The organism is Salmonella sp. GDC200615, from assembly GCF_050574145.1.
Classification (GTDB): Bacteria; Pseudomonadota; Gammaproteobacteria; order Enterobacterales; family Enterobacteriaceae; genus Salmonella; species Salmonella enterica.
In genome coordinates, this window is record NZ_CP192247.1 from 1,436,226 (window position 1) to 1,460,103 (window position 23,878).

At 53.2% G+C, this 23,878-nt stretch carries 20 protein-coding genes and 2 pseudogenes; 20 read left to right on the top strand and 2 right to left on the bottom strand.

The window, feature by feature from the left end:
• Positions 1–170 precede the first annotated feature (170 nt).
• The gene (locus ACQ29O_RS06665; RefSeq protein ID WP_000127719.1) at positions 171–1,349 is read left to right on the top strand and encodes an MFS transporter; all 1,179 of its coding nucleotides are present in this window, start codon (positions 171–173) and stop codon (positions 1,347–1,349) included.
• Here the strand turns inward: ACQ29O_RS06665 and flk are convergent.
• On the bottom strand, positions 1,346–2,347 hold the full coding sequence (flk, locus tag ACQ29O_RS06670) for a flagella biosynthesis regulator Flk (protein ID WP_000553400.1): 1,002 nt from the start codon (positions 2,345–2,347) through the stop codon (positions 1,346–1,348). The two genes, ACQ29O_RS06665 and flk, sit on opposite strands and share 4 nt — an antisense overlap.
• Before the next feature lie 103 nt (positions 2,348–2,450).
• On the opposite strand from flk, the gene pdxB reads away from it, so the two are divergent.
• The 9 genes from pdxB (at position 2,451) to purF (ending at position 11,606) form a co-directional block, all read left to right on the top strand.
• A complete protein-coding gene (gene pdxB, locus ACQ29O_RS06675; protein ID WP_000699176.1) occupies positions 2,451–3,587 on the top strand; it encodes a 4-phosphoerythronate dehydrogenase PdxB in 1,137 nt (378 codons plus the stop codon).
• 67 nt (positions 3,588–3,654) lie between these two features.
• The gene (locus ACQ29O_RS06680) at positions 3,655–4,668 is read left to right on the top strand and encodes an aspartate-semialdehyde dehydrogenase (protein ID WP_020936869.1); all 1,014 of its coding nucleotides are present in this window, start codon (positions 3,655–3,657) and stop codon (positions 4,666–4,668) included.
• The gene (gene truA / locus ACQ29O_RS06685; protein WP_000016631.1) at positions 4,668–5,480 is read left to right on the top strand and encodes a tRNA pseudouridine(38-40) synthase TruA; all 813 of its coding nucleotides are present in this window, start codon (positions 4,668–4,670) and stop codon (positions 5,478–5,480) included. Before ACQ29O_RS06680 ends, truA begins: the two co-directional genes overlap by 1 nt.
• A gap of 48 nt (positions 5,481–5,528) precedes the next feature.
• Positions 5,529–6,188, top strand: coding sequence for a DedA family protein (locus ACQ29O_RS06690; protein ID WP_000364318.1), 660 nt, complete (start codon positions 5,529–5,531; stop codon positions 6,186–6,188).
• 149 nt (positions 6,189–6,337) lie between these two features.
• Positions 6,338–7,252, top strand: a complete 915-nt coding sequence (gene accD, locus ACQ29O_RS06695) for an acetyl-CoA carboxylase, carboxyltransferase subunit beta (RefSeq protein WP_000118383.1) — start codon at positions 6,338–6,340, stop codon at positions 7,250–7,252.
• Between the two features lie 67 nt (positions 7,253–7,319).
• Positions 7,320–8,588 carry a bifunctional tetrahydrofolate synthase/dihydrofolate synthase gene (gene folC / locus ACQ29O_RS06700; RefSeq protein ID WP_000792284.1) on the top strand — a complete coding sequence of 423 codons (1,269 nt, stop codon included), beginning with the start codon at positions 7,320–7,322 and terminating at the stop codon, positions 8,586–8,588.
• The gene (dedD, locus tag ACQ29O_RS06705) at positions 8,578–9,252 is read left to right on the top strand and encodes a cell division protein DedD (protein WP_000157031.1); all 675 of its coding nucleotides are present in this window, start codon (positions 8,578–8,580) and stop codon (positions 9,250–9,252) included. Before folC ends, dedD begins: the two co-directional genes overlap by 11 nt.
• Before the next feature lie 310 nt (positions 9,253–9,562).
• Positions 9,563–10,051 (top strand): colicin V production protein, encoded by a 489-nt coding sequence (gene cvpA, locus ACQ29O_RS06710; RefSeq protein WP_000262102.1) that lies wholly within the window; start codon positions 9,563–9,565, stop codon positions 10,049–10,051.
• Positions 10,052–10,088: 37 nt separating this feature from the next.
• Positions 10,089–11,606, top strand: a complete 1,518-nt coding sequence (gene purF, locus ACQ29O_RS06715; RefSeq protein WP_000334524.1) for an amidophosphoribosyltransferase — start codon at positions 10,089–10,091, stop codon at positions 11,604–11,606.
• 35 nt (positions 11,607–11,641) lie between these two features.
• Here purF and ACQ29O_RS06720 read toward each other — a convergent pair whose 3' ends face one another.
• Positions 11,642–13,069 (bottom strand): sigma-54 interaction domain-containing protein, encoded by a 1,428-nt coding sequence (locus ACQ29O_RS06720; RefSeq protein WP_020936871.1) that lies wholly within the window; start codon positions 13,067–13,069, stop codon positions 11,642–11,644.
• A 250-nt stretch (positions 13,070–13,319) separates the two neighbouring features.
• Between ACQ29O_RS06720 and ACQ29O_RS06725 the strand changes: the two genes are divergently transcribed.
• The 10 genes and pseudogenes from ACQ29O_RS06725 to hisP all read left to right on the top strand — a co-directional run bounded on the left by ACQ29O_RS06725 (position 13,320) and on the right by hisP (position 23,851).
• Positions 13,320–14,717 (top strand): diaminopimelate decarboxylase family protein, encoded by a 1,398-nt coding sequence (locus tag ACQ29O_RS06725; protein ID WP_000132312.1) that lies wholly within the window; start codon positions 13,320–13,322, stop codon positions 14,715–14,717.
• 90 nt (positions 14,718–14,807) lie between these two features.
• Positions 14,808–16,229, top strand: a pseudogene (locus ACQ29O_RS06730) (APC family permease).
• Between the two features lies 1 nt (position 16,230).
• Positions 16,231–17,334, top strand: a complete 1,104-nt coding sequence (locus ACQ29O_RS06735) for an alanine/ornithine racemase family PLP-dependent enzyme (protein WP_000281907.1) — start codon at positions 16,231–16,233, stop codon at positions 17,332–17,334.
• A gap of 63 nt (positions 17,335–17,397) precedes the next feature.
• Positions 17,398–18,804 carry an amino acid permease gene (locus ACQ29O_RS06740; protein WP_000380359.1) on the top strand — a complete coding sequence of 469 codons (1,407 nt, stop codon included), beginning with the start codon at positions 17,398–17,400 and terminating at the stop codon, positions 18,802–18,804.
• Between the two features lie 26 nt (positions 18,805–18,830).
• Positions 18,831–19,400 (top strand): UbiX family flavin prenyltransferase, encoded by a 570-nt coding sequence (locus tag ACQ29O_RS06745; RefSeq protein ID WP_020936872.1) that lies wholly within the window; start codon positions 18,831–18,833, stop codon positions 19,398–19,400.
• Positions 19,401–19,688: 288 nt separating this feature from the next.
• Positions 19,689–20,471 (top strand): lysine/arginine/ornithine ABC transporter substrate-binding protein ArgT, encoded by a 783-nt coding sequence (gene argT / locus ACQ29O_RS06750; RefSeq protein WP_000754420.1) that lies wholly within the window; start codon positions 19,689–19,691, stop codon positions 20,469–20,471.
• A 237-nt stretch (positions 20,472–20,708) separates the two neighbouring features.
• Positions 20,709–21,491: pseudogene (hisJ, locus tag ACQ29O_RS06755) on the top strand (histidine ABC transporter substrate-binding protein HisJ).
• A gap of 182 nt (positions 21,492–21,673) precedes the next feature.
• Complete coding sequence (locus tag ACQ29O_RS06760; protein WP_253336165.1) at positions 21,674–22,360, top strand: histidine ABC transporter permease HisQ; 687 nt, start codon at positions 21,674–21,676, stop codon at positions 22,358–22,360.
• Positions 22,357–23,064 (top strand): histidine ABC transporter permease HisM, encoded by a 708-nt coding sequence (gene hisM, locus ACQ29O_RS06765; RefSeq protein ID WP_020936873.1) that lies wholly within the window; start codon positions 22,357–22,359, stop codon positions 23,062–23,064. The genes ACQ29O_RS06760 and hisM overlap by 4 nt, the downstream gene beginning before the upstream one ends.
• 13 nt (positions 23,065–23,077) lie before the next feature.
• Positions 23,078–23,851, top strand: coding sequence for a histidine ABC transporter ATP-binding protein HisP (hisP, locus tag ACQ29O_RS06770; RefSeq protein ID WP_001293591.1), 774 nt, complete (start codon positions 23,078–23,080; stop codon positions 23,849–23,851).
• The last annotated feature ends 27 nt before the right edge of the window (positions 23,852–23,878 follow it).

Sequence of the window (23,878 nt, forward strand, 5' to 3'; positions counted from 1 at the left end):
TGCAATTTCAAGGTTGACAAGTTTCGCGTCTCACAGGCAGACTTCACTCTCTACATTATCTTTCCGATAATGCGTAAGCGTTTAACGTTATCCAACGCACCTTAATCCTGACGTTCAGGTAGAGGGGGGCGTGGCCTTTCCCCGCCTTACTCTGCATTCTGGAGTAATGCATGACAGCAGTTAGCCAAAAAACAACGACCCCGTCTGCGAATTTTTCGCTGTTCCGCATCGCCTTTGCGGTTTTCCTGACCTATATGACGGTCGGCCTGCCGTTACCCGTCATCCCGCTTTTTGTTCATCACGAACTGGGCTATAGCAATACGATGGTTGGGATCGCCGTGGGCATTCAGTTTTTTGCGACGGTACTGACGCGCGGCTATGCCGGACGACTGGCGGATCAATATGGCGCTAAACGATCGGCGTTACAGGGGATGTTTGCCTGCGGGCTGGCGGGCGCCGCCTGGCTCCTGGCCGCGCTGTTGCCGGTTTCCGCGCCGATAAAATTCGCGCTGCTTATTGTCGGGCGTTTGATCCTCGGATTTGGCGAAAGCCAGCTGCTGACCGGAGCCCTGACCTGGGGACTGGGGCTGGTTGGCCCAACGCGTTCCGGTAAGGTGATGTCGTGGAACGGGATGGCGATTTACGGCGCGCTGGCGGCCGGTGCGCCGTTGGGCTTGCTGATCCATAGCCACTTTGGCTTCGCGGCGCTGGCGGGGACGACGATGGTTTTACCGCTGCTGGCCTGGGCATTCAACGGCACCGTGCGTAAAGTGCCTGCGTATACGGGGGAGCGACCTTCACTGTGGAGCGTGGTCGGGCTTATCTGGAAACCGGGCCTGGGCCTGGCATTGCAGGGCGTGGGCTTTGCCGTCATCGGTACGTTTATTTCACTTTATTTTGTCAGCAATGGCTGGACGATGGCGGGATTCACCCTGACCGCGTTTGGCGGTGCGTTTGTACTGATGCGCATATTGTTCGGTTGGATGCCGGACCGCTTTGGCGGCGTGAAGGTCGCCGTTGTCTCATTGTTGGTTGAGACGGCAGGGTTGCTGCTCTTGTGGCTGGCGCCGACGGCCTGGATAGCGCTGGTAGGCGCGCCGCTCACCGGGGCAGGGTGTTCACTGATTTTCCCGGCGCTGGGCGTGGAGGTTGTGAAACGCGTACCTGCACAGGTACGCGGTACGGCGCTCGGCGGCTACGCCGCGTTTCAGGATATCTCCTACGGCGTTACCGGCCCGCTGGCGGGCATGCTGGCCACGTCATGCGGCTATCCTTCCGTATTCCTCGCGGGAGCGATCTCCGCTGTGGTTGGCATCCTGGTGACGATATTATCGCTCCGGCGTGGTTAAGAAACCAGCCAGAAAAGCGCCAGTACAATTATTAGCGCGATAAACAACAGGCCTGGCCGCGCAGACAGATTTTTCACGGTTTCAATCATCGGCGCAAACGGGCGGTAGATGGGTTGAATAGAGAGCGGTTCCAGCTCATCAGTCTCCCGCTCTACGCGACGCAGGAAAATATGGTTAAGTAAATCCTGCACCTGGGCGGTGGTCAGCACCGTTTGCGGCTGAATTTGATAAGTGTGCTGGGCATACTCTTTGATCGCTGTGAGTTCGTCCGGCTCAAGCGGTTGTTTTAACGCAGCCTGAAGCGTATGTAGCGTAGGCGCGTGTTGTAGTGACAGCGTCTGCCGCGCCTGTAGCCATGTCGCCAGATGGGTAAACTGCTTTGCCGGAATGAGCTCGCCGCTTTTCACGCCGGAGAGTTCCAGCATTGATTGCCAGATAAGTTTGTTTGACTCGCCGGTCGCGGCTGCCAGCTTCGTCACCAACTGATTCAACGTATTATGTTCAGCAGGCAATAATAGCCGATCCGTTGCCGGACGTTGCTGCGGCTGCGGAATGGAAAGCTGCCCCTGTTGCAGGAGCGTCAGCACGTTTTTGAGTTGATCGGGCGTAAGCTGGCTAAGCGCGGTTTGACCGTATTGTTGACGGATAAAATCGCTGACGGCCTGACGATTACTCCCGACGCCAAGCAGCTCTGTTAGCTGTGAAAGCACCTGACGATTGGCATGATTTTGCTGCGCTACGCCCAGACGCTGGGTAAGATTCTGTTCAGCGGCGGGGAAGTGGCGCGACAGTAGCGGCGCGTCATTTTTTATCCCCAGATCGTGTTTCATTCCGGCCCATACTTCCGCGCTTTGCTGCTGGGTCAGTGAAATCAGGCGCGTGATCAGCCTTTCCAGTACCGTACGCTGTTGCATGGAAAGCGGCTGCTCGCTCGCAGCGGAAAGAGGATTACGCCCTTCGCCTGGAGGCTGTGCAGGGGCGCCGGAGATGGGATGCATAATTAATTATCCTTTAACCATAAATCTGAGCAATATATGCCTGGCGGCCAGATTATGGCACACTTGTCCAGTTAACTCTCGTTCTCAAACAGGTACGACAGTCGTGAAAATTCTCGTTGATGAAAATATGCCTTACGCCCGCGAATTATTTAGCCGCCTGGGTGAGGTAAAGGCAGTGCCGGGTCGCCCGATCCCTGTTGAAGAATTGAACCATGCTGATGCGTTAATGGTGCGTTCGGTCACGAAAGTGAATGAATCGCTGCTGAGCGGCACGCCGATTAACTTCGTTGGTACTGCTACGGCAGGCACCGATCATGTGGATGAGGCATGGCTGAAGCAGGCGGGCATCGGTTTTTCAGCCGCGCCCGGCTGTAATGCTATCGCCGTGGTGGAGTATGTGTTTTCCGCGCTGTTGATGCTGGCCGAACGTGACGGCTTTTCGTTACGCGATCGCACTATAGGGATTGTCGGCGTGGGTAACGTCGGAAGCCGGCTACAGACCAGGCTTGAAGCGTTGGGTATCCGCACGTTGCTGTGCGATCCGCCACGCGCCGCACGCGGGGACGAGGGTGATTTTCGTACGCTGGATGAGCTGGTGCAGGAAGCGGATGTCCTGACTTTCCATACGCCGCTCTATAAAGACGGACCGTACAAAACGCTGCATCTGGCCGATGAGACGCTGATCCGTCGACTGAAACCCGGCGCCATTCTCATTAACGCCTGCCGCGGTCCGGTGGTGGATAACGCCGCGTTGCTGGCGCGACTTAATGCCGGGCAGCCGCTGAGCGTGGTGCTTGATGTGTGGGAGGGCGAACCGGATCTTAACGTCGCGCTACTGGAAGCCGTGGATATCGGCACGTCGCATATTGCCGGTTATACGCTGGAAGGAAAAGCGCGCGGCACCACTCAGGTCTTTGAGGCGTATAGCGCGTTTATTGGCCGCGAGCAGCATGTCGCGCTGGAGACATTACTGCCTGCGCCTGAGTTTGGTCGTATTACGCTTCATGGCCCGCTGGATCAACCGACGCTGAAAAGACTGGCGCATTTGGTGTATGATGTGCGCCGCGACGATGCGCCGCTGCGTAAAGTCGCTGGAATTCCGGGTGAATTTGATAAATTGCGTAAAAATTATCTTGAGCGCCGTGAATGGTCGTCTTTATACGTGATGTGTGACGACGAAACGGCAGCCGCCTTGCTGTGTAAGCTAGGTTTTAACGCTGTTCATCACCCGGCACATTAATGTCTTCTTAATGCTCCCTGTCGAATAATGCGACAGGGACGCTTATGTATTTCTGGAGTAAATCACCATGTCTGAAGGCTGGAACATTGCCATTCTGGGCGCAACGGGCGCCGTAGGCGAAGCCCTGCTTGAAACACTGGCTGAACGCCAGTTCCCGGTCGGTGAAATTTATGCGTTGGCGCGTCATGAAAGCGCGGGCGAGCACCTCCGTTTTGGTGGCAAGTCGGTCATTGTCCAGGATGCGGCGGACTTTGACTGGACGCAGGCGCAGTTGGCGTTTTTCGTTGCCGGCGCAGAGGCATCGGCTGCCTGGATAGACGACGCGACTAATGCAGGTTGCCTGGTGATAGATTCCAGCGGTCTGTTCGCGCTGGAGCCTGATGTGCCGCTGGTCGTGCCGGAAGTTAACCCGTATGTACTGGCGGATTACCGTAACCGTAACGTGATTTCGGTCGCCGATAGTCTGACCAGTCAACTGCTGGCGGCGCTCAAGCCGTTAATCGATCAGGGGGGACTGTCGCGCATCGCCGTCACCAGTATGTTATCAGCGTCCGCGCAGGGGAAAAAAGCGGTCGATGCGCTGGCTGGACAGAGTGCGAAGCTGCTTAACGGCATACCGATTGATGAAGATGATTTCTTTGGCCGCCAGTTGGCGTTCAATATGCTGCCGCTGCTGCCGGATCGGGAAGGCAGCGTGCGCCAGGAACGTCGTATCGTCGATGAAGTGCGTAAAATTTTGCAGGACGATGGCGTGATGATCTCCGCCAGTGTCGTGCAGTCACCGGTGTTCTATGGCCATGCGCAGATGGTGAGCTTTGAAGCGCTCCGTCCGCTGGCGGCGGAAGAGGCGCGCGAGGCATTTTCCCGCGGTGAAGATATCGTACTGTCAGAAGAGACGGATTACCCGACGCAGGTGGGCGACGCTTCCGGCAATCCACAGCTCTCTATTGGCTGTGTGCATAATGATTACGGTATGCCGGAACAAATTCAGTTCTGGTCAGTGGCGGACAACGTGCGTTTCGGCGGCGCGCTGATGGCCGTTAAAATTGCGGAGAAGCTGGTGCAGGAGTATCTGTACTGATGTCCGGACAGCAATCATCGCCGGTCTATAAAATTGCGCTGGGTATTGAGTACGACGGCAGCAAGTATTATGGCTGGCAGCGTCAGAATGAAGTGCGCAGCGTGCAGGAAAAGCTGGAAAAAGCGCTCTCGCAGGTGGCAAATGAACCTATTAACGTGTTCTGCGCCGGGCGCACCGATGCCGGCGTTCACGGCACTGGGCAGGTTGTCCATTTCGAAACGACCGCATTGCGCAAAGATGCGGCATGGACGCTGGGGGTAAATGCGAATTTGCCTGGTGACATTGCCGTGCGCTGGGTGAAAACTGTACCGGATGATTTTCACGCGCGATTTAGCGCTACGGCTCGCCGTTATCGCTATATCATCTATAATCATCGACTGCGTCCTGCGGTATTAGCAAAAGGCGTGACGCATTACTATGAGCCGCTGGATGCAGAGCGGATGCATCGCGCGGCGCAGTGTCTGCTTGGCGAAAATGATTTTACCTCGTTTCGCGCGGTGCAGTGCCAGTCGCGCACGCCGTGGCGTAATGTGATGCACATCAACGTTACCCGCCACGGCCCTTATGTGGTGGTCGATATCAAAGCGAATGCCTTTGTTCATCATATGGTCAGGAATATTGTCGGCAGCCTGCTGGAAGTAGGCGCTCACAACCAGCCGGAGAGCTGGATCGCAGAGCTGTTAGCGGCCAGGGACAGAACGCTGGCGGCGGCAACGGCGAAGGCGGAGGGGCTATATTTGGTTGCGGTGGATTACCCTGACCGGTTTGACCTTCCAAAACCGCCAATGGGCCCGCTATTTCTGGCGGACTAATCCGAATCGTACACCCGAAACGTGTCGGGTAGAAAGGCAAAGACAAATATGGACCTGATCTACTTTATTATTGATTTTATTCTGCACATCGATGTGCATCTGGCGGAGCTGGTCGCGGAGTACGGCGTCTGGGTGTACGCTATTTTGTTTTTGATTCTGTTTTGTGAAACCGGCCTGGTCGTCACGCCGTTCCTGCCGGGTGACTCGCTGCTGTTTGTCGCCGGGGCGCTGGCTTCGCTGGAAACCAACGATCTCAATGTGCATGTCATGGTGGCGTTAATGCTGATCGCCGCAATTGTCGGCGATGCGGTAAATTACACGATTGGTCGACTGTTCGGCGAAAAACTGTTCAGTAATCCGAATTCGAAAATTTTCCGCCGCAGTTATCTGGATAAAACCCACCAGTTTTATGAAAAACACGGCGGTAAAACTATCATTCTCGCTCGCTTCGTGCCGATCGTCAGAACCTTTGCGCCGTTTGTGGCAGGGATGGGGCACATGTCCTATCGGCATTTTGCCGCCTATAACGTCATCGGCGCGCTGCTGTGGGTGCTGCTCTTTACCTACGCCGGTTATTTCTTCGGTACGATACCGTTGATTCAGGATAACCTTAAGCTGCTGATTGTGGGGATTATCGTGGTTTCGATATTACCTGGCGTCATTGAGATTGTCCGGCATAAGCGCGCTGCGTCGCGTGCCGCAAAATAGAAAGTAACTCAGCGGTTCGACCACTTTTTTATCCAAAGTTTCGGGCTGTTATGTTTTAATGTGCAACATTCATGGTCTGTTGGGGGCAAAAATGGCATTATGCGCCCCTTATAATAAAGCTGACTAAGGTTCAGGCAGAAAGGTCACCAATGAGCTGGATTGAACGAATTAAAAGCAACATTACTCCCACCCGCAAGGCTAGCATTCCTGAAGGGGTGTGGACCAAGTGTGATAGCTGCGGTCAGGTTTTATACCGCGCTGAGCTTGAACGTAATCTTGAGGTCTGTCCTAAGTGTGACCATCATATGCGCATGTCGGCGCGCAATCGCCTGCATAGCCTGTTAGATGAAGGTTCCCTTGTGGAGTTGGGTAGCGAGCTGGAGCCAAAAGACGTGCTCAAGTTCCGCGACTCCAAAAAATATAAAGACAGACTGGCGTCCGCGCAGAAAGAAACCGGCGAGAAAGACGCGCTGGTGGTCATGAAAGGGACGCTTCACGGTATGCCGGTTGTCGCCGCCGCGTTTGAATTCGCGTTCATGGGCGGCTCAATGGGGTCTGTCGTTGGCGCACGCTTCGTTCGCGCCGTTGAACAGGCGCTGGAAGACAACTGTCCGTTAGTGTGTTTCTCTGCTTCCGGCGGCGCGCGTATGCAAGAAGCGCTGATGTCGCTGATGCAGATGGCGAAAACCTCGGCGGCGCTGGCTAAAATGCAGGAACGTGGTCTGCCCTACATCTCGGTATTGACCGATCCGACAATGGGCGGCGTTTCCGCCAGTTTTGCGATGTTGGGCGATCTCAACATCGCCGAGCCAAAAGCCCTCATTGGCTTCGCTGGCCCGCGCGTTATCGAACAAACCGTTCGTGAGAAGCTCCCGCCGGGATTCCAGCGCAGTGAGTTCCTGATCGAAAAAGGCGCTATTGATATGATAGTTCGCCGCCCGGAAATGCGCCTGAAGCTGGCGAGCATTCTGGCGAAGCTGATGAATCTGCCCGCGCCGAACCCGGACGCCCCGCGTGAAGGCGTGGTGGTGCCTCCGGCGCCGGATCAGGAGTCTGAGGCCTGATAACTGAAAAGGGCAGGGCCGTAGGCTCTGCCCTTTTGCTTTTCACCGTAAAGAAGCAGCGGAATCAATGAAAAACAAATCTATACCTCAAGCTGCGTCGCCCCTGGCCTCGTGGCTTTCTTATCTGGAAAACCTGCACAGCAAGAGTATCGATTTAGGCCTTGAGCGCGTAAGCCAGGTGGCAGCGCGTCTGGACATCCTCAAGCCTGCGCCGTTCGTTTTTACCGTGGCGGGAACCAACGGTAAAGGTACGACCTGTCGAACGCTGGAGTCGGTGTTAATCGCGGCGGGATACCGTGTGGGCGTCTATAGTTCGCCTCATCTGGTACGTTACACCGAGCGCGTGCGCGTGCAGGGGAAAGAATTAGCGGAATCCGCGCATACCGCGTCCTTTGCGGAAATAGAAGCGGCGCGCGGCGATATTTCATTGACCTATTTTGAATATGGTACGTTGTCGGCATTGTGGCTGTTTAAACAGGCTAACCTTGACGTGGTGATTCTGGAGGTCGGGTTGGGCGGCCGCCTGGACGCCACGAACATTGTGGATGCCGATGTAGCGGTAATTACCAGCATCGCGCTTGACCATACTGACTGGCTGGGGCCGGATCGCGAAAGTATCGGCCGCGAGAAGGCCGGGATTTTTCGCGCGGAAAAACCCGCTATCGTCGGCGAACCGGAAATGCCGACAACCATCGCGGATGTCGCGCAGGAGACCGGCGCGCTGTTGCGGCGTCGCGGCGTTGACTGGCGTTATGAGGTGACAGCGACCCACTGGGCGTTTACCGATGGTGACGGCACGCTTGCCGGACTGCCGTTGCCGCAGGTTCCTCAGCCGAATGCCGCCACCGCTCTGGCCGCGCTGCGCGCCAGCTGGTTGAACATTGACGAGCAGGCGATTCGCGACGGTATTGCGCAGGCTACCTTGCCGGGACGTTTTCAAATCGTGAGTGAGTCGCCGCGCGTTATCTTTGATGTCGCCCATAATCCCCACGCGGCGGAATACCTGACGGGTCGTCTGAAAATGTTGCCGAAACGCGGGCGCGTGCTTGCGGTGATTGGTATGCTGCATGATAAAGATATCGCCGGCACGTTAGCCTGGTTGAAAAGCGTGGTTGACGACTGGTATTGTGCTCCGTTAGAGGGGCCGCGCGGCGCGACGGCGGAACAACTTCTGGAACATCTGGGGAAAGGGAATGTCTATGATAGCGTCGCGCAGGCATGGCAGGCCGCTATCGACGCGGCGCAGCCAGAAGATACCGTGCTGGTGTGCGGATCATTCCACACCGTCGCACATGTTATGGAAGTGATAGACGCGGGGAGAATCGGTGGCGAGTAAGTTTCAGAATCGTTTAGTCGGCACGATTGTGTTAGTCGCGCTGGGGGTTATTGTGCTTCCCGGTCTGCTGGACGGACAGAAAAAGCATTATCAGGATGAATTTGCTGCGATTCCACTGGTACCGAAGCCTGGCGACCGTGATGAGCCGGATATGATGCCTGCCGCAACGCAGGCGCTGCCGACACAGCCGCCGGAAGGGGCGGCTGAAGAGGTGCGGGCGGGAGATGCGGCAGCGCCATCGCTGGACCCGTCGCGCATGGCGTCTAACAATGTTGAGCTTGATCCGATACCGGCGGAGACGCCTAAACCGAAGCCGGTTGAAAAGCCGAAACCGCAGCCTAAACCGCAACAGCCGGTTGTCGCCGCTTCCACGCCGACGCCCGCGCCGCAACCAGTCGCCGACGATAAACCTGCGCCGACCGGCAAAGCCTATGTCGTACAGTTGGGCGCGCTGAAAAACGCGGATAAAGTCAACGAGATAGTCGGCAAGCTTCGTTCCGCCGGGTTCCGGGTTTATACTTCCCCCTCAACGCCGGTACAGGGTAAAATAACCCGTATTCTCGTCGGGCCGGATGCGTCGAAAGATAAGATGAAAGGATCGCTTGGCGAGCTCAAGCAGATTTCCGGGTTAAGCGGCGTGGTGATGGGATATAGCCCGAACTAAGGCGCGTTTTGCCTGAGCGCGCAGCGTTAAGGCCTACGGTGTTCATCTGGTAATAGCCGAAGTTCTGTAGGCTGGATAAGGCGTTTACGCCGTCATCCGGCAGAAGGAATAAACCTGGTATCCTGAGCTTATCAGGCCGATGGCAGCTCTTCTGGTCGTGCCCGAAGAGATAAAAAGTGTGATGGCGTTGAATATTTTTTCAGCGCCATTTTTATTTACGCGTGGGAAGGAAATCCCTACGCAAACGTTTTCTTTTTCTGTTAGAATGCGCCCCGAACAGGACGACAGGGCGTAAAATCGTGGGACATCTATGGTCTGGATTGATTACGCCATTATCGCGGTGATTGCTTTTTCCTGTCTGGTTAGCCTGATCCGCGGCTTTGTTCGTGAAGCGTTATCGCTGGTGACGTGGGGTTGTGCTTTCTTTGTCGCCAGTCACTACTACACTTACCTGTCTGTCTGGTTTACGGGCTTTGAAGACGAACTGGTTCGTAATGGGATTGCTATCGCGGTACTGTTTATCGCGACGCTTATCGTCGGCGCTATCGTGAATTTTGTGATAGGTCAGCTAGTAGAGAAGACCGGCCTGTCGGGAACTGACCGGGTGTTGGGGATCTGTTTCGGCGCACTGCGAGGCGCGCTGATTGTCGCCGCCATTCTGTTCTTCCTTGATACCTTTACCGGCTTGTCGAAAAGCGAAGACTGGAGCAAATCGCAGCTCATCCCGCAGTTCAGCTTCATCATCAGATGGTTCTTTGACTATCTGCAAAGCTCGTCGAGTTTCTTGCCCAGGACGTAACAGGTTCTGAGATGTGGCTTAACGAGGAAAATGACGTATGTGCGGTCTTGTCGGTATCGCCGGTGTTATGCCGGTCAACCAGTCGATTTATGACGCGTTAACAGTGCTCCAGCATCGTGGTCAGGATGCTGCCGGTATCATCACCATTGATGCGAATAACTGCTTCCGCTTGCGTAAGGCAAACGGGCTGGTGAACGATATTTTTGAAGCTCGCCACATGCAGCGTTTGCAGGGCAACATGGGGATCGGCCATGTGCGCTACCCTACCGCAGGCAGCTCCAGCGCTTCCGAAGCGCAACCTTTTTATGTTAACTCGCCGTATGGCATCACGTTGGCCCATAATGGCAATCTGACTAACGCGCATGAGCTACGTAAAAAGCTGTTTGAAGAAAAGCGCCGCCATATCAACACCACCTCCGATTCCGAAATCCTGCTCAATATTTTCGCCAGCGAGCTCGACAACTTCCGTCACTATCCGCTGGAAGCCGACAATATTTTTGCCGCGATTGCCGCGACTAACCGTCAAATCCGCGGCGCCTATGCCTGCGTGGCGATGATTATCGGCCACGGCATGGTGGCTTTTCGCGATCCGCACGGCATTCGCCCGTTAGTGCTGGGCAAGCGTGACGTTGGCGATGGTCGTACGGAGTATATGGTCGCTTCTGAAAGCGTGGCGCTGGATACGCTGGGCTTTGAGTTTCTGCGCGATGTCGCGCCGGGCGAAGCTATCTATATTACCGAAAAGGGGCAACTGTTCACGCGCCAGTGCGCGGATAACCCGGTCAGTAATCCCTGCCTGTTCGAGTACGTTTATTTTGCTCGCCCGGACTCCTTTATCGACAAAATCTCCGTCTACAGCGCTCGTGTGAATATGGGCACCAAACTTGGCGAAAAAATCGCTCGTGAATGGGAAGATCTGGACATCGACGTCGTGATCCCTATCCCGGAAACCTCCTGCGATATCGCACTGGAAATTGCCCGTATTCTCGGCAAGCCGTACCGCCAGGGATTTGTCAAAAATCGTTACGTGGGACGTACCTTTATCATGCCGGGCCAACAGCTACGCCGTAAATCCGTGCGCCGTAAGCTCAATGCTAATCGCGCGGAATTCCGCGATAAGAACGTCCTGCTGGTGGATGACTCCATCGTGCGTGGCACCACATCAGAGCAGATCATCGAGATGGCCCGGGAAGCCGGCGCGAAGAAGGTTTATCTGGCGTCCGCCGCGCCGGAAATTCGTTTCCCCAACGTCTATGGCATTGATATGCCGACCGCCAATGAGCTGATCGCGCATGGTCGCGAGGTGGATGAGATTCGGCAGATCATCGGCGCAGACGGGCTTATCTTCCAGGATCTGAACGATCTGATCGAAGCCGTACGCGCGGAAAACCCGGATATCCAGCAGTTTGAATGTTCGGTATTTAACGGGGTATATGTCACCAAAGACGTAGACCAGCAATACCTCGACTTCCTGGATTCATTACGTAATGACGACGCCAAAGCGGTGCTGTTCCAGAACGAAATGGAAAACCTGGAAATGCATAACGAAGGCTAATGGCTTTGCCAGCGGCGCAATGCCGCTGGCCGATGTCAATTACGCACCACGCCGAAGCGAATAGAGTATTTTTGTACTTTGTACTGTAACGTGGTGCGCGATACGTTAAGGCTGCGGGCCGCGGCGGCAATATTCCCCTGATGCGTATCCAGCGCGGTTTCTATTAAATGCCTTTCGTAGTTAGCAACCCGTACCTCCAGCGACCCTTCATACTGCGGATCGGGTGACGAGGGAAGGGGATTTTCCGGCGCGGTTTCCGGTACGCCTAAATTTAACTCGTCCTGTTCAAAAATGATGTGTTTCAGCAGCCCGTCTTTTTCCTGCATGATCATGCTGCGTACAATCGCGTTTTCCAGCATCCTGACATTACCCGGCCAGGCGTGATTGAGCAGATCAGCACGCGCCGTCTCGCTTAGTCCGTGAATGTCCTGCGGCACATCATTACGGTATTTATCAATAAAATAATTTGCCAGTAAGGGAATATCTTCCGGGCGGGCGCGCAGCGGCGGTAACGTCAACATTCCGACGCTCAACCGATAAAAAAGATCCGCCCGCAGGCGTTCTTGTTGAATTAATTTGACGGGCGCTTCGTTCATGGCGGCAACGATCCTGACATCAGAGTGGAGTTGCTGTTGTCCGCCGAGCCGCCAGAAGGTTTTATCCTGCAAGAATCGCAGCAGCTTACTTTGCATTTCTATCGGCATGGCGTTCAGCTCATCAAGAAAGAGCGTTCCCCCGTTTGCCAGTTCCAGATAGCCCTGGCTATTTTCCGCGCCGGTATAGGCGCCGCGCACGGTGCCGAAAAGCGTACTTTCGATAAGCGTAGGCGGTAGAGCGCCGCAGTTCAGGGCGATAAATGGCTTATTCGCCCGCTTGCTGCATTGATGTATCAGGCGGGAAAATAGCTCCTTACCCGTACCCGTCTCCCCGACAATCGTCACCGGAATATTACTGGCGGCCAGCCGTTTGGCTTTGGCGATATTACTGAGCATTTCCGGGTTTTCGGTAATAATGGCATGGTGCTTCTCATGGCGATCGGCATACAGCAGTTGGTTCAGTTCTACCACCTGCTCCTGGAGCCGCCTGACGCCGGACATATTCCTGCCGATTTCGATAACGCCGCCCATGCCGCCATCGCTTGCATAGAGCGGTGCGGTGGTGTGCTGATAGTCAACGGCCTGGCCTCGCGCATTGTAATAAATTTGATAATGGCCAATGTATTCCACGCCTTTTTTTAACGATGAAAGCATCGTACTTTGCGTCTCTTTCATGCCCGGATAGACATCCAGCATATGTTTTCCCATTGCCCGTTCAATGCTGTAGCCGTCCAGATCCGCGCTTTCCTGATTGTAGTAAACGTATTCACCACGCTCATTAATGACGGCCAACGTCTGATGAATCAAATCGAAAAAGCGGGAAAACATCCTGAGCGCCGAGGCCAGTTCCTGATTGGTGGATGCCATACATGCATTCCTCATATCTATTGTTCATGTTGCCATTATAAAAGTGACGAATTTTCGTCGTTGTGATGAATAGCAAACTCAATGACGAAAATGAGAAATAGCTTATTTTTATAAGTAATTGATTATTTTTATAAGTAATTGATTATTTTTATAAGTAATTGATTATTTTGATAAAAAATAGTGGCATGCCTTTTGCTTTATCCCTGTAAAGAATGCGTATTTTTACCATAAACATTAAGCAGAGGGCGTTATGACTGACTCGATTATGCAGAATTACAACCAGCTACGTGAGCAGGTAATCAACGGCGATCGCCGTTTCCAGCACAAAGACGGTCATTTGTGTTTTGAAGGGGTCGATCTGGACGCACTGGCGCGCCAGTACCCCACGCCGTTCTATGTGTTTTCTGAGCCGGAGATTATTCGTAACATTCATGAAATCCAGCAGGCATTTGCGGCGCATAAAAATACCAAAACCTTCTTTGCGTCAAAAACCTGCTCGGTCATGGGGGTATTGAAAGCCATTCGTGACGCCGGAATTTGCGCGGAGGCAAACTCACAATATGAGGTTCGCAAGTGTCTGGAGATAGGCTTTCGCGGAGATCAGATAGTCTTCAACGGCGTGGTGAAAAAGCCTGCCGATCTGGAATATGCCATCGCTAACGATCTGTATCTTATTAATGTTGATAGCCTGTATGAGCTGGAACATATTGATGCCATCTCTCGCAAGCTGAAGAAAGTCGCCAATGTTTGCGTCCGCGTAGAACCGAATGTTCCCTCGGCGACGCATGCGGAACTGGTTACCGCTTTCCATGCGAAGTCGGGTCTCGACCTGGAACAGGCGGAAGAAACCTGCCGCCGCATTCTGGCGATGCCTTATGTGCATTTACGCGGCTTGTATATGCATGTAGGCGATCAGGTGCCGGAGTCAGAGCCTTTCGCAAAAGCGACTAAAGTGCTGGTGGATGAATCCCGTCGTCTGGAAGAGGTGCTCGGTATTAAATTTGATTTGATTAACGTGGGCGGCGGAATTCCGGTTCCCTATAAATATGACGACGAGAATGGCGACCCGTTAAAAGATAATATGTATGCCGGTATTACCGCCCAGGATTTTGCCGATGCGGTCATTCGCGAAGTGCATAAATGGCGTACCGATGTGGAAATATGTATTGAACCGGGACGTAAAGTGACCGGGTCGGCGGCAGTTTTACTGACGGAAGTCTCCTGCGAAAAACGTAAAACAAATTACGATCTTAACGGCAATGTGGAATGCCACGTTGAATGGAAATTTGTCGACGCTGGTTACAGCGTACTCTCTGACAGCCAGCATTTTGACTGGTTCTTTTATTTCTATAACGCCTCTCGCATGACGGCAGCGCACGACGCCTGGGTAAAATTAGCCGGGCCGCTGTGTGATGGCGGAGATTATTTCCACATGGGGGTGAAAGGCGAAGAGTTTTTACTGCCGAAGGAGACTCATGTTGGCGATATTGTCGCGTTTCTTGATGCCGGGGCATACACCATTGAAAGTCAAACCGTTTATAACAACCGTCCGCGCACGGGGGTGGTGATGATCGATAAAAATGGTGAGACGCGTCTGATTCGTCGGGAAGACAGTTACGAAGATATGGTCAAGTACGACATTTATTAATACTGTTTTGGGCTTCAGTTTCATGCTGAAGCCCGTCGTCAGATGATAAGAAGAGGGCAGTGATGCCTGAATGCATAACAGGAGATGGCCATGAGTAACACGAATTCTGGCTTACTTGGCATCAAAGACATTGTCTTTATGAATGTCATCGCTATTCTGAGTTTGCGGCAAATCCCTAACGTGGCGCCTTACGGGGCATCGGCCATGTTGTTATGGGTGATCGCCGCATTCTGCTTGTTTTTTCCTTTAGCGATGGTATGCGGCGAGCTGTCAACCGGCTGGCCGAAAGATGGCGGGATATTTGTCTGGATTAAAGAGGCATTTGGTAAACGTATTGCATGGATTGTCGTGGTTTGTTTTCTCTTTTCCTGCGTACTGTTTTTCCCATTAATGCTGCAATTCGGCTTTACCGCGTTGGGCTATATGATCGGCGGCGGCCTGGCGGAAAATAAAGCGTTTATCGGTATTGGTTCCGCGGTAATTTTCTGGCTATTAACGCTGATGAATATCCGCGGGATGGAATGGACAAAAATTATTAATAGCATCAGCGCCTGGTGCGGCGTATTTATTCCCTCCGCCATCCTCATTTTGCTGGCGGTAGTATGGCTATGTACCGGACACCAGATGCAGACGGACTACACTACAGCGAAAAACTGGATTCCGGATCTCGGACACTGGGATACGATCGTTTTCTTATCCAGCATGATGTTTGCGTTTGCCGGACTGGAGGTCGCCCCGATGATTGCCGGGCGTACCCGTAATCCACAGCGTGATTTTCCGCGAGCGATGGCCGTCTCCGCCGCCGTTATCGTCGGGATCTATATGGTCGGCACCTAGGCGCTAAATACGCTTTTACCCGCCGGGAAAACCGACATTGTGGCAGGCGTCATGCAGGCTATGCATGCTGCTGCGGATACGCTGCATATGCCGTGGTTAATTCCTGTTATGGCCATCTGTATGTTTTTTGGCGCTCTCGGGCAGATTAACTCCTGGCTGGTGGGGCCGATTTATATGCTCCAGGAAGCCTCGCGTGAAGATAATCTGCTGGGGGACCGAATCGGCAAATTACATCCGGTGTGGAAAACGCCCGCCTTTGCCTTGACTGTACAGGCGATTATTGTCACGGTCCTGTGTTTTTCGACTTTTATTTCGCCAAGCGTTGCGGCGGCTTACTGGATGTTAACGGCGCTAACGACCATCACCTATTTTATTCCTTACCTGGTGATGTTCCCGGCGTTCTGGCGTTTACGTAAGACTCAGCCGGATACGCCAAGAAGTTTTAAAATTCCGGGCAAGGTTTTACCGGCTATTTTACCCGCGCTGGGCTTTCTTTCTATCGCCTTTGCCGTTGCGCTGTTATTTATTCCGCCTTCTCAAATTGATATGGGCGGATATTTCCAGTACGCCGGGAAAATTATTGGCGGAGCCGTGCTGGCGGTTGTCGTCGCGGAGTACATTTACCATCGGGCGCAGAAACGTAATGCCCGTTTAAGCATGGCGGGAGGAAAATAAAATGTATATGCCAGTTCTGGAAATAAATCTACGCAAGCTGGAAGAAAACGCCCGCACGGAAAAAGCTCTGCTGGCAAGCAGCGGTATTGACGTGATGGCTGTCAATAAAGTTTTTGACGGCTGTGTGGAAACCGCGCAGGCGGTGTTCAACGGCGGAATTACCGTTATCGCTGAATCACGAACCTATAATTTGAAAAAAATACGCGAGACAGGATGTACGACCTGCCTGTTACGCAGCCCGTGTCTGAGTGAAATCGAAGATGTGGTGCGCTACGCGGATATTAGTTTAAATAGCGAGCCGGTGGTATTACGGGCATTATCGCAAGAAGCCCAACGCCAGGGGAAAACGCATCAGGTATTACTGATGGTGGATATGGGCGATTTACGCGAGGGTATCTGGTTTGGTGAATATCAACGCATTCTTGAGACCGTGACTCTGATTACTGGTCTGCCCGGTCTGGAATTATATGGACTGGGCACCAACTTTAATTGTTACGGCACCGTGTTGCCAACGGTAAAAAATGGCGAGGATTTTCTGGCGCTGGCCGCCCGGCTGGAAGCTGACAGCGGTATTCCTGTCCGGCGGCTTTCTGCGGGAAACTGCACCAGCTATCACCTGCTGGATAAAGGTATCTGGCCGCAGGGACTGAATCATCTGCGCATCGGCGGACTGCATGAATTCGGCATTGAATATGTGGACATGAAATACCTGAATGAATTTCACCACTCCGCAAAACCGGTCGATAAAGCCTGTTCCGATATGTATATCCTGGAAGCGGAAATCATCGAACTGAACAGTAAACCTACCGTCCCGGTCGGGGAGCTGGGCGTCGATGCCTTTTTGCAAAGTAAAACCTTTGTCGATCGTGGCATACGCCGACGCGCATTGCTGGCGTTTGGTCGCCAGGATGTGCCGTCGGATAACTGTGTGCCATGCGACGACGCTATCACTATCTTAGGACAAACCAGCGATCATACGCTGGTGGATATTGAAGATTGTCGTCAGTCGCTAAAAGTAGGCGATGTGGTTCGCTTTGAGCTGGATTATACGGGCCTGTTAATGGCCTGCCAGACCAAAGGCGTCGCCTGGAGGTTTACGCGTTAACGCATAACCGCCGCGGCTATGTCGCGGCGGCATCTTTGACCTCACGAAAGACAGGGAGTAACGATGGATACCCTGCAACAATCTCCGCCAGCAGAGCCTGAAGGCGGTCTGCGGCGTAACCTGAAGAAGCGGCACCTGCTGATGATGTCGCTGGGCGGCACGATTGGCACCGGCTTATTTATCGGCATTGCCGAACCGTTAAGCAGCGTCGGGCCGGCGGGAACCTTACTGGCCTATCTGTTTGCCGGAACCATTATGCTGGCGACGATGATGTGTCTTGGCGAATTATCATGCGCTTTTCCTCACTCCGGTTCATTTCAACATTACGCGCTGATGTTTATGCCGTCACCTTGCTGGAGCTATACCATTGGCTGGCTTTACTGGTTTAGCTGGGTCTTTTCCTTGGCAGCCGACCTCACTGCCGCAGGGTTTATTGCTCACCAGTTTTTCCCCGCGGTTCCGGTATATATGTTCTGCCTGGCGATTCTGCTCATCCTGACGGCTATCAATCTCACCTCCGCAAAAAGTTTTGGCGAATGCGAATACTGGCTTTCGGCCATTAAGGTCTTCGCGATCGTGCTGTTTATCTGCGCGGGCGGGGTCATGATCTACTCGCTAATGGGCAATAGTGACTGGCACCCGACGTTAAAAATAGACGGAATGTGGTTTCCCCACGGTTGGGAGCAAATTGTGGTCTGTATGACGATCGTGATTTACTCCTTCCAGGGGGTGGAACTGGTCGGAAATGCGGCAGGGGAGACCGAATCGCCGCACATTATTTTACCGAAAGTGATCCTGGGGATCGGTCTCAGAATCATTTTGTTTTACGGCCTGGCGATTGCGGTGCTGGCGCTGGTCTATCCGCATGAACTGACGCCAAATGGACAAAGTCCCTTTGTATGGGTATTCTCCCACGCGGGCATTCCGGGGGCGGATACGCTGATGACGCTGGTGATCTTTTCCGCCGCGGTTTCTGCCGCTAACTCGGCCATTTACGCCAGTTCGCGTATGCTGTGGTCTATGGCGGGCGATCGCTTTGCGCCAGCCTGCTTTGGTAAAACGAACGGCGGCGGCGTGCCGGTGTATGCTATTTTAATCACGGCCTTGTTGGCGTTAGTGTCGTTGCTGACCCGCTATATTCCCGCACAGCAATTTTATTTATATCTGATCGCCAGTACCGGGCAGGTGGGTTGCCTGGCATGGATAACCATCGGATGGTGCCAGTATCGTTTCCGACAATCGGTGCGTAATGGAACGTACGCCAGCGATTTGCTACGCTATCGATCGCCGCTTTTCCCCTGGACGGCCCGATTTGTCATTATCACCAATTTTGCCATTATGGTCGGCACCTGGTTTAGTGAGCAAGGGGTAGTGATAATGTTGGTTGAGCTGGCTTTTATGATAGGGATTCTTTTGTCATGGTATCTCTTCAGACCCACTTTGAGCCGATTACGTAACACAGTGGGATGAACGGCGCTCGTAAACGGTAAGAGAACATGAAACGACTCATTGTAGGAATTAGCGGCGCCAGCGGAGCGATTTATGGCGTGCGCTTATTACAAATTTTGCGCGATGTCGATAGCGTGGAAACGCATCTGGTGATGAGCCAGGCGGCCCGGCAAACGCTGGCGCTGGAGACCCATTTTTCGCTGCGCGAGGTGCAGGCGCTGGCCGATGTGACGCACGATGCGCGCGACATTGCCGCCAGCATTTCCTCGGGCTCTTACCCGACGGCGGGAATGGTTATCTTGCCCTGTTCGATTAAAACGCTGTCGGGGATTGTCCACAGTTATACTGACGGACTGCTTACCCGCGCGGCGGATGTGATATTAAAAGAGCGGCGACCTCTGGTGCTGTGTGTGCGTGAAACGCCGCTGCATATCGGGCATTTGCGTTTAATGACCCAGGCCGCTGAGATAGGCGCGGTGATTATGCCGCCGGTTCCGGCTTTTTATCATCTTCCTCAGACGTTAGATGATGTTATAAATCAAATGGTTAACCGAGTACTGGATCAGTTTGACATCCCCCTTCCGCACGATCTTTTTGTTCGCTGGCAGGGCGCATAGCGTTGTCTGTTTAGCGTGCATTATTGTCCCTGTTGCCCTGTTTCAGGGCAATTTTGTAACCGCGATCATATCCTCAACATTTAATTCGTTAAAAGCCGCCGAAACGCTGCGGTTCAACCGTCATACCTGCTATCTTCAACATCAGGACAATATTGCAACGTTTTATTAACAAATTTAACGTCGAATCGTTTTGCTGACGTGAAAATGGCATAAGACCTGCATGAAAAAGTCTGCAAACACACAACACCACGTAAAACATAAGAAAATGACGCCACTTGAGGGGTATGTATGAAGAAGACCGTTCTCGCTTTGTCTTTGCTGATAGGTCTGGGCGCGACGGCGGCTAGTTACGCCGCGCTCCCGCAAACGGTTCGTATTGGAACAGATACCACCTACGCGCCTTTCTCATCAAAAGATGCCAAAGGCGAGTTTATTGGCTTTGATATCGATCTCGGTAATGAAATGTGTAAGCGTATGCAGGTGAAATGTACCTGGGTCGCCAGCGACTTTGATGCGCTTATTCCCTCACTAAAAGCGAAAAAAATTGATGCCATTATTTCATCGCTCTCTATTACCGATAAACGCCAGCAAGAAATTGCGTTTTCCGACAAACTTTACGCGGCGGATTCACGCCTGATTGCGGCAAAAGGGTCTCCCATTCAGCCGAAGCTGGAATCGCTGAAAGGAAAGCATGTCGGCGTGCTGCAAGGGTCCACGCAAGAGGCTTACGCCAATGATAACTGGCGCACAAAAGGTGTGGATGTGGTGGCTTATGCCAACCAGGATCTTATCTATTCCGATTTAACCGCCGGTCGTCTGGATGCCGCATTACAGGATGAAGTCGCCGCCAGCGAAGGTTTCCTGAAGCAGCCAGCGGGCAAAGAGTATGCGTTTGCCGGTCCTTCCGTGAAGGATAAAAAATATTTTGGCGACGGGACGGGGGTTGGGCTGCGCAAAGACGATACCGAGCTAAAAGCCGCGTTTGATAAAGCGCTGATCGAACTGCGCCAGGACGGGACTTACGACAAAATGGCCAAAAAGTACTTCGATTTTAATGTCTACGGCGATTGAGGGAAGGGGATAACGCGCCGCGCTGGGGAACTATCACGGTGCAAAATAGATGTTTTGCACCTTTTTGGTGCATAAGCCGTTGCGGAACAGGCGCATAAATGCATACTTAATCGATTTTTATGCAAAATAAACCGGCTGACAAGGTAGAATGCTTTGCCTTGTCGGCCTGATTAATGGCACGATAGTCGCATCGGATCTGTAAAGATCTCCTGGAAAGACAGTCTGTTGAGGATAGTTATGAAAAAACTGGCGTTATCCCTTTCTCTGGTGCTGGCATTTTCCAGCGCTACCGCAGCATTTGCCGCTATTCCACAAAAGATTCGTATCGGTACCGATCCTACATACGCACCGTTTGAATCCAAAAATGCACAAGGTGAATTGGTCGGCTTTGATATCGATCTGGCCAAAGAGCTGTGCAAACGTATCAACACACAGTGTACGTTCGTGGAAAACCCGCTGGATGCGCTGATTCCGTCTTTAAAAGCGAAGAAAATTGATGCCATCATGTCCTCGCTGTCCATCACTGAAAAGCGCCAGCAGGAAATCGCGTTTACCGACAAGCTTTACGCCGCTGATTCCCGTCTGGTGGTGGCGAAGAACTCTGATATTCAGCCGACCGTCGCGTCGCTGAAAGGTAAGCGCGTCGGCGTGCTACAGGGGACGACGCAGGAGACCTTCGGCAATGAGCACTGGGCGCCGAAAGGGATTGAGATCGTCTCTTACCAGGGGCAGGACAACATTTATTCCGATCTGACAGCTGGCCGTATTGATGCGGCGTTCTAGGACGAGGTCGCGGCCAGCGAAGGTTTCCTTAAACAGCCCGTCGGAAAAGACTATAAATTCGGCGGCCCGGCGGTGAAAGATGAGAAGTTATTCGGCGTAGGAACCGGTATGGGGCTGCGCAAAGAGGATAACGAGCTGCGCGAAGCGCTGAACAAAGCCTTTGCTGAAATGCGTGCTGACGGTACTTACGAAAAGCTGGCGAAAAAGTACTTTGATTTTGATGTTTATGGCGGTTAATCACCGTCGGTGCAGATAAAGCCCAAAGAATGTTGACTGTCTGCATTGCCTGATGGCGCTGTGCGTGTCAGGCCTACGGGGAGCATCGTAGGCCGGGCAAGGCACAGCCGCCATCCGGCGTGATGTGAGGCAAAAATGCAAAAGAGGCTTCTTACTTCACCACACACAACAGGACAGGCTGCATGTTGTACGGGTTTTCAGGCGTAATTTTACAGGGCGCGATCGTCACGCTGGAACTGGCGCTCAGTTCCGTGGTGCTGGCCGTGCTTATCGGTCTCGTCGGCGCGGGGGCGAAGCTTTCGCAAAACCGGGTAACGGGGCTTATTTTTGAAGGGTACACCACCCTGATTCGCGGGGTGCCGGATCTGGTATTAATGCTGCTGATATTTTACGGATTGCAAATCGCGCTTAACGTGGTGACCGATTCGCTGGGTATCGACCAGATAGATATTGATCCGATGGTGGCCGGTATTATCACCCTTGGTTTCATCTACGGCGCCTATTTTACCGAAACCTTTCGCGGCGCGTTTATGGCGGTGCCGAAAGGCCATATCGAGGCGGCGATGGCTTTTGGTTTTACCCACGGGCAAACCTTCCGGCGGATTATGTTCCCGGCGATGATGCGTTACGCCCTGCCGGGGATCGGCAATAACTGGCAGGTGATACTCAAAGCGACGGCGCTGGTGTCGCTGCTGGGCCTGGAAGATGTCGTCAAAGCCACGCAGCTTGCCGGTAAAAGCACCTGGGAGCCTTTCTATTTTGCCGTGGTCTGTGGACTTATCTACCTGGTATTTACCACCGTTTCCAATGGTGTGCTGCTCTTGCTTGAGCGTCGCTATTCTGTGGGCGTGAAGAGGGCCGATTTGTGATTGAGATCATTCAGGAGTACTGGAAATCCCTGCTGTGGACGGATGGCTATCGTTTTACCGGCGTGGCGATTACGCTGTGGTTGTTAATTTCATCGGTGGTGATGGGCGGTCTTCTGGCGGTGATTCTGGCGGTAGGTCGCGTTTCCAGTAATAAATTCATCCATTTTCCTATCTGGCTGTTTACGTATATTTTTCGCGGCACGCCGCTGTACGTACAGCTACTGGTGTTCTATTCGGGGATGTATACGCTGGAGATAGTCAAAGGCACCGATCTTCTTAACGCGTTTTTCCGCAGCGGACTGAACTGTACCGTACTGGCGCTGACGCTGAATACCTGCGCGTACACCACGGAAATTTTCGCGGGGGCGATTCGTTCGGTACCGCACGGTGAAATTGAAGCGACACGGGCCTATGGCTTCTCGTCATTTAAAATGTATCGCTGCATTATTTTGCTGTCGGCATTACGTATCGCCTTGCCTGCCTACAGCAACGAAGTGATTTTAATGCTGCACTCTACGGCGCTGGCGTTTACCGCGACGGTGCCGGATTTGTTGAAAATCGCCCGCGATATTAACTCAGCGACTTACCAGCCGTTTACCGCGTTTGGCATTGCCGCCGTGTTGTATTTACTCATTTCGTATGTCCTGATAAGCCTGTTCCGTCGGGCGGAAAGACGCTGGTTGCAGCACGTGTCCTCTAAATAATTCGAGTAACATGATGTCAGAAAATAAATTACACGTTATCGATTTGCACAAACGCTACGGCGGTCATGAAGTGCTGAAAGGGGTATCGTTGCAGGCCCGCGCCGGAGATGTGATTAGCATCATCGGCTCGTCCGGCTCCGGTAAAAGCACTTTTTTGCGCTGTATTAACTTCCTCGAAAAACCGAGCGAAGGCGCGATTATCGTGAACGGTCAGAACATTAATCTGGTGCGCGACAAAGACGGGCAGCTCAAAGTGGCGGATAAAAATCAGCTACGCTTGTTGCGTACCCGCCTGACGATGGTGTTTCAGCACTTTAACCTCTGGAGCCACATGACGGTGCTGGAAAATGTGATGGAAGCGCCGATTCAGGTACTGGGATTAAGCAAGCACGACGCGCGCGAGCGGGCGTTGAAATATCTGGCGAAGGTGGGGATTGATGAGCGCGCTCAGGGCAAATATCCCGTCCATCTCTCCGGCGGCCAACAGCAGCGCGTTTCTATTGCGCGCGCGCTGGCGATGGAACCTGACGTTTTACTGTTCGATGAACCCACATCGGCGCTCGATCCTGAACTGGTCGGCGAAGTGTTGCGCATCATGCAACAACTGGCGGAAGAAGGCAAAACGATGGTGGTGGTCACGCATGAAATGGGCTTCGCCCGCCATGTCTCTTCGCACGTTATTTTTCTGCATCAGGGGAAAATTGAAGAAGAGGGCGATCCGGAGCAGGTGTTCGGCAATCCGCAAAGCCCGCGTTTACAGCAATTCCTGAAAGGCTCGCTGAAATAAAAGAAGCCCGGCGGCGCATTGCGTACC

What these genes read in the sequence shown, in the direction of transcription:
- ACQ29O_RS06665 (WP_000127719.1), top strand. Translation starts at nt 171, where the DNA reads ATGACAGCAGTTAGCCAAAAAACAACGACCCCGTCTGCGAATTTTTCG.
- flk (WP_000553400.1), bottom strand. Translation starts at nt 2,347, where the DNA reads ATGCATCCCATCTCCGGCGCCCCTGCACAGCCTCCAGGCGAAGGGCGT.
- ACQ29O_RS06680 (WP_020936869.1), top strand. Translation starts at nt 3,655, where the DNA reads ATGTCTGAAGGCTGGAACATTGCCATTCTGGGCGCAACGGGCGCCGTA.
- truA (WP_000016631.1), top strand. Translation starts at nt 4,668, where the DNA reads ATGTCCGGACAGCAATCATCGCCGGTCTATAAAATTGCGCTGGGTATT.
- ACQ29O_RS06690 (WP_000364318.1), top strand. Translation starts at nt 5,529, where the DNA reads ATGGACCTGATCTACTTTATTATTGATTTTATTCTGCACATCGATGTG.
- accD (WP_000118383.1), top strand. Translation starts at nt 6,338, where the DNA reads ATGAGCTGGATTGAACGAATTAAAAGCAACATTACTCCCACCCGCAAG.
- folC (WP_000792284.1), top strand. Translation starts at nt 7,320, where the DNA reads ATGAAAAACAAATCTATACCTCAAGCTGCGTCGCCCCTGGCCTCGTGG.
- cvpA (WP_000262102.1), top strand. Translation starts at nt 9,563, where the DNA reads ATGGTCTGGATTGATTACGCCATTATCGCGGTGATTGCTTTTTCCTGT.
- purF (WP_000334524.1), top strand. Translation starts at nt 10,089, where the DNA reads ATGTGCGGTCTTGTCGGTATCGCCGGTGTTATGCCGGTCAACCAGTCG.
- ACQ29O_RS06720 (WP_020936871.1), bottom strand. Translation starts at nt 13,069, where the DNA reads ATGGCATCCACCAATCAGGAACTGGCCTCGGCGCTCAGGATGTTTTCC.
- ACQ29O_RS06725 (WP_000132312.1), top strand. Translation starts at nt 13,320, where the DNA reads ATGACTGACTCGATTATGCAGAATTACAACCAGCTACGTGAGCAGGTA.
- ACQ29O_RS06735 (WP_000281907.1), top strand. Translation starts at nt 16,231, where the DNA reads ATGTATATGCCAGTTCTGGAAATAAATCTACGCAAGCTGGAAGAAAAC.
- ACQ29O_RS06740 (WP_000380359.1), top strand. Translation starts at nt 17,398, where the DNA reads ATGGATACCCTGCAACAATCTCCGCCAGCAGAGCCTGAAGGCGGTCTG.
- ACQ29O_RS06745 (WP_020936872.1), top strand. Translation starts at nt 18,831, where the DNA reads ATGAAACGACTCATTGTAGGAATTAGCGGCGCCAGCGGAGCGATTTAT.
- argT (WP_000754420.1), top strand. Translation starts at nt 19,689, where the DNA reads ATGAAGAAGACCGTTCTCGCTTTGTCTTTGCTGATAGGTCTGGGCGCG.
- ACQ29O_RS06760 (WP_253336165.1), top strand. Translation starts at nt 21,674, where the DNA reads ATGTTGTACGGGTTTTCAGGCGTAATTTTACAGGGCGCGATCGTCACG.
- hisP (WP_001293591.1), top strand. Translation starts at nt 23,078, where the DNA reads ATGTCAGAAAATAAATTACACGTTATCGATTTGCACAAACGCTACGGC.